This window comes from Euzebya sp., assembly GCF_964222135.1.
Taxonomy (GTDB): Bacteria; Actinomycetota; Nitriliruptoria; order Euzebyales; family Euzebyaceae; genus Euzebya.
The window spans coordinates 1-15,151 of record NZ_CAXQBR010000004.1 but is presented as its reverse complement, the minus strand read 5'-3'; the positions used below and the strand labels follow the sequence as shown (position 1 = coordinate 15,151).

Below are 15,151 nucleotides of genomic sequence, written 5' to 3'. Positions count from 1 at the left end.
GTCAGGCGTCGGCGAGGGGGCGGGCGGTGACGTCGCGGAGGACCGGCCAGGACAGCGCGGCCCCGAGCACCGCGGCGGCGACGGCGCCGACCACGATCGCGGGTGGGCCGAGGACGCTGCCCAGCTCGGCGGTGATGCCCGTCGGGCCGGAGGACACGACGACGATGGCGGCGGCCCCGGCCCCGAGGGCAGTGCTGATGCCCGCGATGACGCCGACCGGGAGTCCGGCGTGGACCACCCGGACCGCGAGCATCCGCCGCGGCTCCATCCCGGCGAGCCGCAGCGCCGCGAGGGTCTGGCCGCGCTCCAGGACGCTCGCGGCCGCGCCGACCCCGGTCGCGGCGGCCGCCTGCACCAGGGCGCGGCCGACCACCCCCCAGCCGCCCCGGCCGATGTCCTCGAGGACGGTCACCTCGGCGCTGGCGGCATCGGCGGCGGTCCGGGGCACCTCGGGGTGCACGAGCGGGTCGAGGGCGGTGCGGGCCACCTCCACCTGCGCGGGGTAGCGCACGTCGACGCGCACCTCCACGTCGACCTGCGAGGGGTCGAAGACCTGCACGCCGCCCTCCCCCGCCAGGGCGACGTCGCGCGCGCGCGCGTCGTCGGCTGCCACGTCGGCGGTGACGCCGGCCTCGTCGAGGACCTGGCGGACGTCGGCGACCGCAGGTCCGGGCGGCACGACGAGGGTGGCCTCGGAGCTGTCCGCGGCCGTGAACAGGCTGGTGGTGCCGGTCACGACCAGCAGGAACCCGCCGACGAAGGCGGTGAAGACGAGCGGCGTGGCCGGTCGGAACGCGCCGATCGGGTCGCTCGTCATGCCGCGGGCCGCCAGCAGCGTCGTCGGCCGGCGGGACGTCCGGGCCGTCGCCCAGCCGACCAGCCAGGTGAACCAGGGGCCGACGACGCTGATGCTGCCGATGACCAGGGCGAGGGCGACCATCAGGAGGACGGCCTCCCCTCCCCTGCCGACGACGACGCCGGCGGCGCCGAACAACGTCAGGACGACGCCGAGGGCGACGACCCGCCACAGGCTCGGGCGGCGGTCGCCGGACGGCCGGACGACCCCGAGGGGGCTGACCCGCACGGCCCGCAGGCCGGCGAGGGAGGCGATGACCGCGACGACGAGCGCGACGACGGCGACCAGCCCGATCTGGGACCACGGGACGGCCAGCTCGCCGTACCCGAACGGCCCGCCGGCGAGGGGGATGCCAGCGACCACCAGCCGACCCGCCCAGGCCAGCGCGATGCCGAGGACGACGCCGGCGACTGCCCCCGCCAGGGACTCGAGCGCCGCGATCCGGGTGATCTGGGACGGCGACGCGCCGGCCAGGCGGAGCCCCGCCAACCGGACGGCGCGCCGCGCGGCGGTGAACCGGGCGGCGGCGCCCAGCAGCAGGATCGAGGGGGCGACCAGCAGGACGCCGGCGAAGCCGAACAGCTGGGTGTAGAGGTCCGCCTGGTCGCCGCCGCCCGCGCCCTGCCAGCCGCCCACCTCGACGACCGGGGAGGGGGCGAACGGCCCGGCGACCCGGTGGTCGTAGGGCGGGATCTCCGACGCGGGGGTGGGGGTCAGCGACGTGTCGCCGACGACGGCGAACGCCTCGTCGGCGTGCGCCACCCCGTCGGCGGCGACCGCCCCGACGACCCGGTCGCCGAGGCGGGGCAGCAGCAGGTCGCCGCCGGGCCCGTCGAGCAGCGCCTGCAGGCTCGGCGAGGCGAGGACCTCGCCGTCGGCGGGCAGCCGGTCGACACCCGGCGGCAGCGGCGCGCCGTCCCCGAGGGGGGCGAGGCGCACGACGGTGATCGTGGTCTCGCCGAGGCGCTCGTAGGTCAGCTGCTGCAGGGCGACCGGGTCGCGCACGCTCCCGGGTTCGCTGACCAGGGGCGAGCGCCAGTCGGTGCGGGTGTTGCGGGCGTCCAGGCCGTGGAGGCCGCCGAGGACCAGCAGCGTGATGGCGACGGACACCGCGACGCCGGCGGCGGACAGGCCGAGGTCGAGGGCGCTGCGGCGACCGCCGCCCGCCAGCAGGCGGCCGGCGATGGTGACGGCGCTCATCGTCCGATCCCCGCCCACGCACCCGCGGGCGCCCCCTCAGGCATCCCCGGGGCCCCGACCAGGCGACCGTCGCGCAGGTCGAGCTGGCGGTCGCAGCGGTCCGCGACGTCGGGGTCGTGGGTCACGACGACGACGGCCGCGCCGACCTCGGTCGCGGCGCGCAGCAGCAGGTCGACGGTCTGGGCGCCGGCGGCGGTGTCGAGGGCCGCGGTGGGCTCGTCGGCGAACAGCACCTCGGGCTGGCCGACCAGGGCGCGAGCGATCGCGACGCGCTGGGCCTGCCCGCCGGACAGCTCGCCGGGGCGGCGGCGCTCGAGGCCCTGCAGGCCCAGCGGGGCGAACCACCGGCGGGCCGCGTCGACGGCATCCCGACGCGGCGTGCCGGCCAGCATGAGCGGGAGCGCGACGTTCTCCGCTGCGCTGAGCTCGGGCAACAGGAAGCCCTGCTGGAAGACGAAGCCGAACCGCCGGGTCCTGATGGCCGAGCGCTGCCGCTCCCCCAGGCGGTCGATGCGCTCCCCCGACAGCCACACCCCGCCGTCGTCGGGCGCCAGGATGCCGGCCAGCAGGTGCAGGAGCGTCGACTTGCCCGAGCCGCTCGGACCGGTGAGGGCGACCGAGGACCCCGCCCAGGCGTCGATGTCGACGCCGGCGACGGCGGCCACGTCCCCGAAGCGCTTGACCAGCCCCCGGCCGGCGAGCACCGGCAGGGTCCCCGCCGGCGGTGCGGGAGGGGGCGGCGGCGGAGGGGTGGACGCCATCACGCCTCGCCTCCGGTGAGGACGAGGCCGATCAGCAGCACGAGCAGGCCGAGCCCGCCCAGCGTGGCGCCGATGGCGTGGATCAGGTCGAGGGAGGTGTCCATGGGCCACACGCTCCTCCGGTCCCGGACCCGCCACCTCCACCGGCCGGCCGGTCACGCCTCAGCCGTTCGGCTGATCCCGCCCGCCGGCGCTGCGCCTACGCTCGACGCCGATGGAACGGATCACGCCGTGGCTGCAGCGCGTCGGCGCCGCGGCGTTCACCGCGGTCGTCGCCGTGGGCGCCGTGGCCGGGCTCGTGCTCGACGTCGTCGTCGCCGACGGCTGGACCGTCGCGCCGCTGGCGAGCCTGGTGGCCGCGGCCACCCTGCTCATGCCCCGACGGCGCGACATCGGGCTGGCGGTGGCGGTGACCGCGGGCATCACCGCGTCGCTCGCGACGATCGCGCTGGGGTTCGACGGGCTGCCCGGCTTCACCGAGATGGGCGCCCTGCTGGTCCTGGTCGGCGGCACCGTCCGCCACGCGACGCCGGCGGTGGCCGTGGCCGGCGTGACCGCCGCGCTGCTCGACACCGGCGTGATGGCGCTGCGGGCCAGCGGGCCGCTCGGGTCGCCGGGCAGCATCGCGGTGTCGCTGTGGCTGCTGGTGGTCATCGCCGTCGCGGTCGGCTTCTACTACCGCTACCTCGACGAGATGGCGGCCCGCGAATCAGCCAGCGCCCGCCGCGAGGAGCGCCTGGCCCTGGCCCGCGAGCTGCACGACACCGTCGCCCACCACGTCACCGGCATCGTCGTGCAGGCCCAGGCGGCCCAGGTCGTCACCCGGTCGCGGCGACCGGTGGACCCCGCCGGCGCGGCGGTGGAGGACGTCGACCCGGTCCTCGACGCCCTGGCCGCCATCGAGCGCAGCGGCGCCGAGACGATGGCGGCGATGCGCCGCTTCGTCGGCTCGCTCCGCGCCGACCCCGACGCCCCGCTGGCCCCGACCGCGGGCCTCGACGACCTGCGCCGCCTGGTCGCCGACGTGTCCGCCACCGGCCCGCAGGTGGCGCTGTCGCTCGATGCGGCAGCCGTGCCGTCCGACATCGCCCCGACCGTCTTCCGGGTGGTGCAGGAGAGCCTGACCAACGTGCGGCGCCACGCGCCCCTCGCCCGCCGCGTCACCGTCGACGTCGCCGGACGGGACCACGGGGTCCAGGTGAGCGTCCGCGACGACGGCCCGCCCGCCGCGCCTCCCGCCCGTCGCAACGCCTTCGGCCTCGACGGGCTGGCCGAGCGCGTGGCCGCCCTCGGCGGGCGCTTCAGCGCCGGCCCGGCCACCGGCGGCGGCTGGCTGGTGTCGGCCTGGATCCCGGTCCCGGGAGCGGGCGGGTGAGCGGGCCGAGCCGCGGCCGGGTGCTGATCGCCGACGACCAGGAGATGGTGCGGTCGGGCTTCCGGATGATCCTCGAGGCCGCCGGGTTCGACGTCGTGGCGGCGGTCGGCGACGGCCGCACCGCGATCTCCCGGGCCCGCCAGCTGCGGCCGGACGTCTGCCTGGTCGACATCCGCATGCCCGGCGTCGACGGCCTCGAGGTCACCCGCCAGCTGGCCGGCCCCGACGTCGTCGACCCGATCCCGGTCGTGGTCGTGACCACCTTCGACCTCGACGAGTACGTCCACGCGGCCCTCACCGGCGGGGCGAGCGGCTTCCTGTTGAAGGACGCCGGGCCGGCGCTGCTGGTGGAGGCCGCGGACGCGGCCATCCGCGGCGACGCGCTGGTGTCGCCGTCGATCACGGTCCGCATGCTCGACCACTTCGCCGGCGGCGGCACGCCCCGCCAGCCCGCCGAGGCGTTGACCGAGCGGGAGGAGGAGGTGCTCCGCGCCGTCGCCCGCGGGCTGACGAACGCCGAGGTGGGCGAGGCGCTGTACGTGTCGCTCGCCACGGTGAAGACGCACCTCGCGAACCTCATGCGGAAGGTCGGCGCCCGCAACCGCGTCGAGCTGGCGGCCTGGGCGTGGGAGACGGGGCGGATGGCGCGCTGACGCCGCCCCTGACGGCGCCGGGCCGTGGACGTCGTCGGGGCCACCGGGCACCCTGGCGGGCCTATGGCACTCCAGGTCGGCATCGTCGGGCTGCCCAACGTGGGCAAGTCCACCCTCTTCAACGCCGTCAGCGCGGCCGGCGCCGAGGCGGCGAACTACCCGTTCGCCACGATCGAGCCGAACGTCGGCATGGTCCCGCTGCCCGACGAGCGCCTCGACGTGCTGGAGCGGCTCGCGAAGGCCGCGAAGAAGGTGCCGACCACCGTCGAGTTCGTCGACATCGCCGGGCTGGTCCGCGGCGCCTCGAAGGGCGAGGGGCTCGGCAACCAGTTCCTCAGCCACATCCAGGCGGTCGACGCGATCTGCCACGTGGTCCGCTGCTTCGCCGACGACGACATCGTCCACGTCGACGGGTCGGTCGACCCGGCTCGCGACATCGAGGTCATCTCGACCGAGCTGCTGCTCAAGGACCTCGAGATCGTCACCCGGCGCGTCGAGCGGGCGCAGAAGACGTCGAAGTCCGGCGACAAGGACGCGATCCGGGCGGCGGAGCTCTTCGGGCGGCTCCTCGCCCACGTCGAGGCGGGCGAGCCGGTCCGCACCTTCGACGTGCCGCCCGAGCACGAGAAGGAGGTCGCCGAGCTCGGGCTCTTGACCGCCAAGCCGGTGCTGTACGCGGCGAACGTGGGTGAGGGGGACCTGCCCGACGGCACCGCGCTGGTCGACGTCGTCCGGGAGATCGCCGAGGCGGAGGGCGCGGAGGTCGTGGTGATCTCCGCGGAGGCCGAGGCGCAGATCGCCGAGCTCGACCCCGCCGAGCGGGCGGAGTTCCTGGCCGACCTGGGCCTCGAGCGCTCCGGGCTCGACAAGCTCGTCACCGCCGCCTACGACCTGCTCGGGCTGCTGACGTTCTTCACCGCCGGTGAGAAGGAGGCGCGGGCCTGGACGGTCCGGCGGGGCGCGACCGCCCCGGTCGCGGCGGGCAAGATCCACTCCGACATCCAGCGGGGGTTCATCCGCGCGAACGTGGTCAGCTACGACGACTACGTCGAGCTGGGTGGCGAGTCCGGCGCCCGCGACGCCGGCCGGCTGCGCCAGGAGGGCAAGGAGTACGTCGTCGCCGACGGGGACGTGATCCACTTCCTGCACTCGAGCTGATCCTCGTGCCCGGGCCCCTCTCGTACGCCTCGCGGATCAGCGCGCTCAGCGTCCTCGATCCCGAGGGGGTGACGATCGGCAAGGTCGCCGACGTGGTGATCGGCCCGGCACGCCCTGGACGCCCGCCGCCGGTCGTCGGGCTCGTCGTGACCGTCCCGGGGCGGCGGATCTTCGTCGCGATCACCCGGGTCCGCCGCATCGACGCCGAGGGGGTGCACCTGGCCAGCGCGAGCATCAACCTGCGCCACTTCTCCCCCCGCCCGGCCGAGGTGCTGGTGCTCGACGGGCTCCTCGACCAGCGCCTGCCCGACGGGTCGGTGGTGAACGACGTGGCGATCGCCCAGACCGGACCCCCGGCGCGGCCCTGGGAGCTGGCCCGCGCGGACCTCGTCGTCGGCAAGCGCCTCGGCCGGCGAGGCCGTCGGCGCAGCGAGTCCTGGGAGGTCCTCGAACCGCTGCTCGGCGACACCCGCGACCGCTGGGCGCACCTGCGGGACCTGCACCCCGTCGACGTCGCCGAGCGCATCGCGGACCTGAGCGAGGCCGACCGCACCGAGGTCGTCACCACGCTCGACGACGAGCAGCTGGCCGACCTGCTCGAGGAGCTGCCCGAGGCCGACCAGGCGGGCCTGATCGGCGAGATCACCGTCGAGCGGGCCGCCGACGTCCTCGAGGAGATGGCCCCCGACGACGCCGCCGACCTGCTGGCCGAGCTGCCTGCCGCGCAGCGGCGCGAGCTGCTCGCGGCCATGGAGCCCGAGGAGGCCGCGGACCTCCAGCGGCTGCTGCGCCACGCACCGAACTCCGCGGGCGGCCTGATGACGCCCGAGCCGGTGATCCTCGGCCCGGACGCCTCGGTCGCCGAGGCCCTCGCCCTGCTGCGCGAGCCGGAGATCCCGAGCGTCCTGGCCGGGCAGGTGTTCGTCACCGAACCGCCCCACGAGTCCCCGACCGGTCCCCTGCTCGGCGTCGTCAGCCTGCAGCAGCTGCTGCGGGAGGTCCCCTCCACCGCGCTCGGCGACTGCGTCGACGCCGAGGAGGTCCGCCAGGTGCCGCCCGACGCCTCGGACGAGGCGGTGACGCGGATGCTGGCCGCCTACGACATGCTCGCGGTGCCGGTCTGCGACGCCGCCGGCCGCCTGCTCGGGGCGGTGACGGTCGACGACGCGCTGGACCACATCCTGCCCGAGGGGTGGCGGGAGATCTCCGCGGACGACCGGGCGCCGCGGACCGCGCGGCGGGGCGGGGGTCGGCGATGAGCCGCGACCTGTCCGCCCCCCGCGGCACGCGCCGGCGCGTCGGGGTGTTCTACGACCAGGAGCGCTTCGGCCGGTTCTCCGAGGCGATCGCCAACTTCCTCGGCACCGCCACCTACCTGGTGGCCCAGACGGTCGTGGTGATCGTCTGGGTGGTGATCAACATCGTCGCCGTGCGGTTCCGCTGGGACCCCTACCCCTTCATCCTCCTCAACCTGTTCTTCTCGACCCAGGCCAGCTACGCCGCGCCGCTGATCCTGCTGGCCCAGAACCGCCAGGCCGACCGGGACCGGGCCCAGGCCGAGCGGGACCGCCGGGTGGGCAACCGGACGCTGTCCGACACCGAGTACCTGGCCCGCGAGCTGGCAGCGGTGCGCGTCGCCGTCACCGACGTGGCGGAGCAGCGCAACGTCGGGCGCGATCTGCGGGCGCTGACCGACGCCGTCGAGCAGCTGACCGCCCGGGTGGAGGCGGTGGAGCGGCGGGTCGGAGGTTCCTGAGACGCGGTCCCGTCTCAGCCGACCAGCCAGGCGTGATGCCCCCGACGAAGGGGTACATGCTGCTCAGCCCTTCCCCCCGCTGGGCGACATCGACCGACTGGACCCCTCCCGGTGAACGTCACGCTCGAGATCGAACTCCCGCGGCAGACCCGCGCCATCACGGTGCTCCGCCACGCCGTCGGCACCCTGTGCACGGAGATCGGCGTCTACCCCGACGACGTCCACGACCTGACCCTCGCGCTGTCGGAGGCGTGCAACAACGTCGTCACCCACGCGAAGGACGACGACACCTTCACCGTCCGCTTCCAGCTCCGCGACCTCACCGCCAGCGTCCACGTGGTCAACGAGCGCACGCCGTACCTGAGCGACGCGTTCGCGGGCACCGAGCCGGTGGACCCGTTGAGCGAGTCCGGCCGGGGCGTCGCGATCATGCGGGCGCTGGTGGACGAGGCGCGCTTCACCCCCTCCCCCGACGGCGGCACGCTCGTCGAGCTGACCCGGGCGGTGGCTGCTACCGAGAACTCGCTGTTGGCCGACTCGGTGTCCTGACCCGGCCGTCAGTCGACGGTCAGGAGGTCGCCGGCGAGGGCGACGTCAGCAGCCAGGGTCCGGTAGCCGGCCTCGTCGAAGAGCACCATGAGCCGCCGGCCCTCGACGCCCTCGACGGTGCCGGCGCCGAAGGAGGCGTGGGTCACACGGGTGCCGGGGACGAGGTCGTGGTCGGCACCCGCCTCGCCCTCGGCGGTGTCGGCGGTGCCCGCCCGGCAGTTGTCGCAGGCGCCGCAGGCCTCGACGTCGGGTTCGCCGAAGTAGGCTCCGATCGTGCGCCAGCGGCAGGCGGCCGTGTCGACGTACTCCCGCATCATCGCGACCTGGCTGCGGGCCAGCGCCTGGTCGCGTCGGTGGTGCTCGACCGCGTCCTCGACCGCCTCGTCGGGATCGGTGTCGCCGGTCCAGGTGAGGGTGCCGGCGTCCTCCGCGCGGATCGCGCCGGTGCGGGTGAAGTGCTCGACCACCATGGTCAGCCGCGTCGCGGTCATGTCGAGCTCGTCGGCGACGTCGGCCACGTCGACGGGGTCCCCGATGGCGGCCAGCCCACGCGCCACCCGGTCGAAGGTGGCCGGCTCGATCTGGGTCACCCCGCCCTCCATCCGTCGGCTGGTGGCGTGCTCGAGGGTGCGGACCAGCACGGCCCGCGCGGGGTCGCCGTCGCGGCCGGCGCGGCCGAACTCCTGGTAGTAGTCGTCGAGCGAGGCGGGGGCCTCGCGGTGGATGACGAAGCGGACGTGCGGGACATCGACGCCCATCCCGAAGGCGGTGGTGGCGATGACCACGACCGGGTCGGGCTCGGCGAAGCGCGCCTCCACCTCGGTGCGCGTCGAGGTCGGCAGACCGGCGTGGTAGGCCAGCGCGGGTCGGTCGTCGGTCGCGAGGGTCGCGGCCAGCTCGTCAGCAGCCGCTCGGGTGGCGACGTAGACCAGCCCGGTGCCGGCGGTCTCGGCGACCAGGTCGACGACGGTCCGGGTGGCTGCGTCGAGGTCCTTGGTCGTGACGACGTCCAGGGTGATCGAGGGGCGGACGATGCCCGAGCTGACGACGACCGGGTCGTCCATCCGCAGCTCCTCGATGATCTCGCGGCGGATCGGGGCGGAGGCGGTGGCGGTCAGGGCCAGGACCTGCGGGTCGCCGAGGCCGGCGCGGCTCTCGCCGAGCTGGAGGTACGCAGGACGGAAGTCGTGACCCCAGCTGGCGATGCAGTGGGCCTCGTCGACGACGAGCATCCGCACGCCGATCTCCGCCAGCTGCGCGCGCGTGTCGTCGTTGCGGAGCTGCTCGGGGGCGAGGAAGACGAACGTCCGCTCGCCGCTGGCCAGCTGGTCCATCACCTCGTCGCGCTCGCTGCGGCTGAGGGTCGAGTTCAGCGCCACCGCACCCCCGAGACGTCCCCCGAGCGCCACGATCTGGTCGCGCTGGAGGGCGAGGAGGGGGGAGATGACCACGACGGTCCCGCCCGCCAGGGCTCCGGCCATCTGGTAGATCGCCGACTTGCCGGACCCGGTGGGCATGACCACCAATACGTCGCGGCCGCTGAGCGCCGCCCTGGTGGCCTCGAGCTGCCCCTCGTGGAGCTCCTCGTAGCCCAGGGCGGCGTGGGCGACGGTCTCGATCAGGTCGGCGCGCTCCTGCGCCGTGGCGTCCGGTGTCACCAGCCGGTCCTGCCCCGTCACGGCCGACCGGAACCCGACACCAGGTGGCAAATACCGCGGCAATACGGTTGACTTGCATGCAATACGGTCGTATTGTCACGTCGTGCGCGCGACCCCCGATGCCGTCGGTGACCTGACCACGCGGGCCCGGATCCGCGACGCGGCGATGGAGGCCTTCGCCGAGCACGGCTACCAGGGCGCCACGATGCGGGGCATCGCCGCGGCGGCGGGGGTGTCCCTCGGGCTGGTCCAGCACCACTTCGGCACCAAGGACGGGCTGCGGTCCGCCTGCGACGAGCGCGTGCTCGAGCTGATCCGGTTCAAGACGACGGCGATCGACGCCGGACGCCTCAGCGACCCGCAGGTGCTGTCCATCCTGATCTCGATGGCGCCGGTGGTCCAGCGCTACGTCGGCCGCGCGATGGTGGACGGGTCCACGGCGATCGACGACCTCGTCGACCAGGTGATGTCGGCGAGCGAGGCGTACCTGTCGAGCACCTGGCCCGACCGGTTCGAACCGGGGTCGCCGCGGACCCGCGACGCCGCGGCCGTCCTCACCGCGCTCAACACCTCCACGATGGTCCTGCAGGCCCACATCGCCCGCCGGATGGGGATCGAGCCGTTCACCGAGTCCACCGTGCGGCGCATCGGCCAGGCGACGTTCGACGCCTACGAGGCCATCGCCGACCTGACCGCCTCGGAGTGGTGGCGCGAGGTCCGCGCCGCCACCTCCCCCGACCCCACCGGAGCGTGAACGGATGCCCGATCTGATCGAGGCCGTCGGCCTGACCAAGACCTACGGGCGGACCACCGCCCTCGACGGGTTGGACCTCGCGGTCGCCGAGGGCGAGGTCCACGGCTTCCTCGGCCCCAACGGCGCCGGGAAGACCACCACGTTGCGGATCCTGCTCGGCCTGCTGCGCCGCGACGCCGGCGAGGTCCGGGTCATGGGCGGCGACCCCTGGGCCGACGCGCTCGAGCTGCACGGCCGCCTCGCCTACGTGCCCGGGGACGTGGAGCTGTGGCCCAACCTGACGGGCGGGGAGGCCATCGACCTGCTCGGCACGCTGCGTGGCCACCTGGACCGGACGCGCCGCGACGATCTGGTCGAGCGGTTCGACCTCGATCCGACCAAGAAGGGCCGCACCTACTCGAAGGGGAACCGGCACAAGGTGGCGATCGTCGCGGCGCTCGCCTCGGACGCCGAGCTGCTCCTCCTCGACGAGCCGACCGCCGGGCTGGACCCGCTGATGGAGGTCGTGTTCCAGGAGGTGGTCAGGGACCTGACGGCGGAGGGGCGGACGATCCTGCTGTCGTCCCACATCCTCGCCCAGGTCGAGGCGCTGGCCGACCGGATCAGCATCATCCGCCAGGGGCGGGTCGTCCAGACCGGGACCCTGGCCGACATGCGGCACCTGGCGCGGACGACGATCGAGGCGCTGACCGTCGCGGCGCCCGACGGGTTCGAGGGGCTGAGCGGCATCCACGACCTGGAGGTGGACGGCCAGCGGGTCCGGTTCTCCGTGGACGGCGAGCACCTGGAGGCTGCCGTCGCGCACGTGACCTCCCTCGGCCTGCGCGGTCTGACCAGCCACCCCCCGACCCTCGAGGAGCTCATGCTCCGCCACTACGACAGCGAGCTCCACCGCGGTCCGGGGACGACGCGGTCGGGGGCGTCGAGGTGACGCCCCGCAGCCTGACCGGCACGGTCCACCTGGTGGCGGTGATCGCGCGACGCGACCGGGTCCGGTTGGCGATCTGGCTGCTGTGCCTGACCGCGTTCACCCTCGCGTCGGTGGCGGCGCTGCCCGGCCTCTACCCCGAGGCGGTCGACCGCCAGGCCCGCGCGGTCCTGGTCCAGAACCCGGGGACCCGGGCGATCAGCGGACCCGGGTACGGGCTGGACGACTACACCTTCGGCGCGATGGTCGGCCACGAGTACCTCAGCTGGGTCGCGGTCTTCGTCGCGCTGATGAGCATCTTCACCGTGGTCCGCCACACACGGCTCGAGGAGGAGGCCGGGCGTGCCGAGCTGATCCGCGCCAGCCGCGTCGGCCGCCACGCGATGACCACGGCCGCGCTGGCGGTGGCCGTCGGGGCGAACGCGGTGCTGGCCGTCCTGCTCGCCGTCGGCATCGGCAGCCTTGGGATCGCGGACGTGGGGTGGGAGGGGTCGGTCCTCTTCAGCGCCGCGGTGGCCTCCACCGGTGTGGTCTTCGCGGCCGTCGCCGCCGTCGCGGTGCAGGTCAACGCCAGCGCCCGGGGCGCCAACGGGCTGGCCGGTGCGGTGCTGGTCCTGGCCTACACGCTGCGGGCCGCCGGGGACATGGCGGCCCTCGGCGGCAACGCCCTGTCGTGGCTGTCGCCGATCGGGTGGGCCCAGCAGACCCGCGTGTACGTCGACGACCGCTGGTGGCCGCTGGGCCTCTCCGCGGTGGCGGTCGTCGCCCTCGTCGCCGCGGCGTACGCGCTGAGCACCCGCCGGGACGTGGGCGCCAGCCTGGTGCCGCCACGACCCGGTCGTGCGCACGCGCGCGACGGCCTGACCACCCCGCTCGGGCTGGCCTGGCGGCTGCACCGGTCGAGCGTCGCCTGGTGGAGCCTCGCGGTCGGGCTGTTCGCCGTCGGCTACGGGACGCTCGCGACCGAGGTCGAGCGGTTCGTCTCGGAGATGTCGGTCATCGAGGACGCCGTCGCCGACCTGGGCGGGACGATCATCGACGCCTGGCTGGCCATCATCACCCTCGTCTTCGCGGTCCTCGCGACCGTGTTCGCGGTGGTGGCCACGGTCCGGGCGCGCAGCGAGGAGGTCAGCGGGCGCGCCGAGGCCCTGCTGGCCACGACGTCGCGGCGCCGCTGGCTGGCCAGCCACCTGGTGGTGGCCCTGGCGGGCAGCGCGCTGCTCATGGTGCTGACCGGCGTCGGCCTGGGCGTGAGCGTCGCCTCGAGCCTGGGCGACGGCGCGTACGTCACCCGGGTGCTGGGCGCCGCCCTCGCCCACGTCCCCGCGATCTGGCTGGTCATCGGGATCACGGTGGCCCTGTACGGCGTGGCTCCGCGGATCACCCCGCTGGCGTGGGCGGTCGTCGCCTACGCCGGCATCGTCGGCTGGCTGGGCCAGCTGCTGCAGTTCCCGCAGTGGGCGCTGGACCTCTCCCCGCTGGGTCACACCCCGCTCCTGCCGGCGGAGGGGATGCGCTGGGCGCCGCTCGTCGTGCTGGCGGTGGCGGCGGTCGCCCTGGTCGTCGTCGGACAGGTCACCTTCGCCCGCCGCGACATCCACTCGACGGCCTGAGCCGCGTCGGGGGGCATGGGGCGCCGGGAGGCATGGGGCGCCGGGGCGCGGCCGGCGCGCCGATGTGCACTTGGGCCACGTGACTGGCCGAGCTGCACATCATGGCCCTCCCCTCCCCCACCTCGGGTTGCCGACCCGGGTCGCCTCAGCCAGCAGGCGGTCCAGATCGACCGGCCAGTCTCACTCCGGGGGTCCCGGTGCCGTGTGGGCCAGGATCGCGGTGGCGAGCGCGTCGTGGTCCGCCGGGACGACGCCGTGGCCCATGCCGTCGAGCAGGAGCAGGCGTGCACCGGGGATCGCGCCGGCCAGCGCCTCCCCGTGCCCTGGCGGGAACATGGGGTCCGCCGTGCCGTGCACGACGAGGGTGGGCACGGCGATCGTCGTGAGGGGCGGGTGTCCGCTCCGCCCGCCGTCGAGCAGGTCGTGGTTCTGCAGGGCGGCCGGGTCGCGGGCCCGCGCGACGTCGCGTTCGACGAGCTCGCGGTGGTACGCCTCGTCGAAGGGTCGGTCCTGTCCGGCCAGCACGCGGGTGAACTCGAGCTGGTACGCGACGACCGACGCGGGATCCGCCCAGTCCACCGACGCGGTGGCGGCGAGGGTGCGGAACGCCGGGGTGGGCGCTGGCAGATCGCGGTCGCCCGGCGTCGCCGGTGAGGAGCTGATGAGCCCGAGTGAGCGGACGCGGTCGGGGTGGTCCAGCGCGAGGAGCTGCGCCACTCCGCCGCCGGCGGAGACACCCACGACGTGGGCAGCCAGGATGTCGTGGGCGTCGAGCACGGCGATCGCGTCGTCCGCGAGGTGGCCCCCGAAGTAGCCCGGCCGGCCGGGCGGGTACGCCGTGGACAGTCCGGTGTCCCGGTGGTCGTAGCGGATCACGAACCGCCCTGCGTCGGCCAGGGACCGGCACAGCGCCTCGTCCCACCACAGCATCGATGCGCCGAGCCCCATGACGAGGAGGACCGCCGGGTCGGCGGGATCGCCGAACGCCTCGGCGCACAGCTGCACGTCACCGACCTCGATCATGCGCTCCGCCACGGCTCCTCCGGTCCCCTCGACTGGGCTGTCGTCAGGTGGACGGGGCGGGGCCTCAGACCTCATCGCCATCGGCGGCAGGAGGTGCGATGGTGGGTGCGTGGGCGAGGATCCCGACCGGCCGGTACGTGTCGCCGAGGCGTTCGCGGACGCGTACGCGGATCAGCCTCCGTGGGAGATCGGCCGCGCACAACCGGCGCTCGTGGGCGCCGCGGACCGGGGCCTCATGGCAGGGCACGTGCTCGATGTCGGGTGCGGGACCGGCGAGCACGCCCTGCTGGCCGCCAGCCGCGGCCTGGCGGCGACGGGGGTGGACGTGGTCCCCGAGGCGATCCGCCAGGCGCGGCAGAAGGCGGCGGCGCGCCGGCTGGACGTCCGCTTCGAGGTCGGGGACGCCCGCGACCTCCGGGCGCTGCGCGAGGTGTACGACACCGTCGTCGACTGCGGGCTCCTCCACGTGCTCGGCCCTCCGGACGAGGCGCGCTACGTCGCCGAGCTGCGGGAGGTCCTGCGCCCCGGCGGTGTCGTCCTGGTGCTCTGCGTCAGCGACCGCACGCCGGGTGACGCCGGCCCCCGCCGGATGTCGCGGGCGGACATCGACCACGCGTTCGCCGACGGCTGGACGGTCGAGTCGGTGGAGGCCACGTCCATCGAGGTCGCCCACGGCTGGGACGACACGGTCCACGCCTGGCTGGCGGTCATCAGGCGCGACTGACCTGCGGTCCCCGTCGGCCCCCCTCGGCCCGACGACCGTCTCGGGGATGGAGGGGACGTCGCACGGGGGTCCATCCGCGATGGCGATCCCCCGGTCGCAGGCGGCGTCGGGTTCGCTCTCCTCGCGGCCGATGTCGGTCTTGG

At 75.0% G+C, this 15,151-nt stretch carries 14 protein-coding genes; 10 read left to right on the top strand and 4 right to left on the bottom strand.

What is annotated here, in order from left to right:
• Position 1: 1 nt before the first annotated feature.
• Together ACEQ2X_RS02050 and ACEQ2X_RS02045 are read right to left on the bottom strand one after the other, a co-directional pair.
• Complete coding sequence (locus ACEQ2X_RS02050) at positions 2–2,056, bottom strand: FtsX-like permease family protein (RefSeq protein WP_370324082.1); 2,055 nt, start codon at positions 2,054–2,056, stop codon at positions 2–4.
• On the bottom strand, positions 2,053–2,817 hold the full coding sequence (locus tag ACEQ2X_RS02045; protein ID WP_370324081.1) for an ABC transporter ATP-binding protein: 765 nt from the start codon (positions 2,815–2,817) through the stop codon (positions 2,053–2,055). The genes ACEQ2X_RS02050 and ACEQ2X_RS02045 overlap by 4 nt, the downstream gene beginning before the upstream one ends.
• Positions 2,818–3,031: 214 nt before the next feature.
• Here ACEQ2X_RS02045 and ACEQ2X_RS02040 point away from each other — a divergent pair, with 214 nt between their 5' ends.
• From ACEQ2X_RS02040 to ACEQ2X_RS02015, 6 genes are all read left to right on the top strand, one after another.
• The gene (locus ACEQ2X_RS02040; RefSeq protein WP_370324080.1) at positions 3,032–4,192 is read left to right on the top strand and encodes a sensor histidine kinase; all 1,161 of its coding nucleotides are present in this window, start codon (positions 3,032–3,034) and stop codon (positions 4,190–4,192) included.
• On the top strand, positions 4,189–4,845 hold the full coding sequence (locus tag ACEQ2X_RS02035; RefSeq protein WP_370324079.1) for a response regulator: 657 nt from the start codon (positions 4,189–4,191) through the stop codon (positions 4,843–4,845). Before ACEQ2X_RS02040 ends, ACEQ2X_RS02035 begins: the two co-directional genes overlap by 4 nt.
• A gap of 63 nt (positions 4,846–4,908) precedes the next feature.
• Complete coding sequence (ychF, locus tag ACEQ2X_RS02030; protein ID WP_370324078.1) at positions 4,909–6,003, top strand: redox-regulated ATPase YchF; 1,095 nt, start codon at positions 4,909–4,911, stop codon at positions 6,001–6,003.
• A gap of 5 nt (positions 6,004–6,008) precedes the next feature.
• Positions 6,009–7,262, top strand: coding sequence for a magnesium transporter MgtE N-terminal domain-containing protein (locus tag ACEQ2X_RS02025; RefSeq protein ID WP_370324077.1), 1,254 nt, complete (start codon positions 6,009–6,011; stop codon positions 7,260–7,262).
• Positions 7,259–7,759, top strand: a complete 501-nt coding sequence (locus ACEQ2X_RS02020) for a DUF1003 domain-containing protein (protein WP_370324076.1) — start codon at positions 7,259–7,261, stop codon at positions 7,757–7,759. The genes ACEQ2X_RS02025 and ACEQ2X_RS02020 overlap by 4 nt, the downstream gene beginning before the upstream one ends.
• Positions 7,760–7,870: 111 nt before the next feature.
• Complete coding sequence (locus ACEQ2X_RS02015) at positions 7,871–8,308, top strand: ATP-binding protein (protein WP_370324075.1); 438 nt, start codon at positions 7,871–7,873, stop codon at positions 8,306–8,308.
• Between the two features lie 8 nt (positions 8,309–8,316).
• On the opposite strand, the gene ACEQ2X_RS02010 is transcribed toward ACEQ2X_RS02015, so the two are convergent.
• Entirely contained in the window at positions 8,317–9,966 is a 1,650-nt protein-coding gene (locus ACEQ2X_RS02010; RefSeq protein WP_370324074.1) for an ATP-dependent DNA helicase RecQ, read from the bottom strand.
• 103 nt (positions 9,967–10,069) lie between these two features.
• Between ACEQ2X_RS02010 and ACEQ2X_RS02005 the strand changes: the two genes are divergently transcribed.
• The 3 genes from ACEQ2X_RS02005 to ACEQ2X_RS01995 are packed head-to-tail and all read left to right on the top strand — an operon-like array spanning position 10,070 to position 13,261.
• A complete protein-coding gene (locus tag ACEQ2X_RS02005; RefSeq protein ID WP_370324073.1) occupies positions 10,070–10,720 on the top strand; it encodes a TetR/AcrR family transcriptional regulator in 651 nt (216 codons plus the stop codon).
• A 4-nt stretch (positions 10,721–10,724) separates the two neighbouring features.
• On the top strand, positions 10,725–11,651 hold the full coding sequence (locus tag ACEQ2X_RS02000; RefSeq protein WP_370324072.1) for an ABC transporter ATP-binding protein: 927 nt from the start codon (positions 10,725–10,727) through the stop codon (positions 11,649–11,651).
• Entirely contained in the window at positions 11,648–13,261 is a 1,614-nt protein-coding gene (locus ACEQ2X_RS01995; protein WP_370324071.1) for an ABC transporter permease, read from the top strand. The genes ACEQ2X_RS02000 and ACEQ2X_RS01995 overlap by 4 nt, the downstream gene beginning before the upstream one ends.
• 180 nt (positions 13,262–13,441) lie before the next feature.
• Here the strand turns inward: ACEQ2X_RS01995 and ACEQ2X_RS01990 are convergent, their stop codons facing one another.
• Positions 13,442–14,296: an alpha/beta fold hydrolase gene (locus ACEQ2X_RS01990; protein ID WP_370324070.1), complete on the bottom strand. Its 855-nt coding sequence runs from the start codon at positions 14,294–14,296 to the stop codon at positions 13,442–13,444.
• On the opposite strand from ACEQ2X_RS01990, the gene ACEQ2X_RS01985 reads away from it, so the two are divergent.
• Positions 14,208–15,008 (top strand): class I SAM-dependent methyltransferase, encoded by an 801-nt coding sequence (locus ACEQ2X_RS01985; RefSeq protein WP_370324069.1) that lies wholly within the window; start codon positions 14,208–14,210, stop codon positions 15,006–15,008. The two genes, ACEQ2X_RS01990 and ACEQ2X_RS01985, sit on opposite strands and share 89 nt — an antisense overlap.
• Positions 15,009–15,151 lie beyond the last annotated feature (143 nt).

Bases quoted from the DNA above. Each gene is read 5' to 3' on its own strand.
- ACEQ2X_RS02050 (WP_370324082.1), bottom strand. From the start codon at position 2,056: ATGAGCGCCGTCACCATCGCCGGCCGCCTGCTGGCGGGCGGCGGTCGC.
- ACEQ2X_RS02045 (WP_370324081.1), bottom strand. From the start codon at position 2,817: ATGGCGTCCACCCCTCCGCCGCCGCCCCCTCCCGCACCGCCGGCGGGG.
- ACEQ2X_RS02040 (WP_370324080.1), top strand. From the start codon at position 3,032: ATGGAACGGATCACGCCGTGGCTGCAGCGCGTCGGCGCCGCGGCGTTC.
- ychF (WP_370324078.1), top strand. From the start codon at position 4,909: ATGGCACTCCAGGTCGGCATCGTCGGGCTGCCCAACGTGGGCAAGTCC.
- ACEQ2X_RS02020 (WP_370324076.1), top strand. From the start codon at position 7,259: ATGAGCCGCGACCTGTCCGCCCCCCGCGGCACGCGCCGGCGCGTCGGG.
- ACEQ2X_RS02000 (WP_370324072.1), top strand. From the start codon at position 10,725: ATGCCCGATCTGATCGAGGCCGTCGGCCTGACCAAGACCTACGGGCGG.
- ACEQ2X_RS01985 (WP_370324069.1), top strand. From the start codon at position 14,208: ATGACGAGGAGGACCGCCGGGTCGGCGGGATCGCCGAACGCCTCGGCG.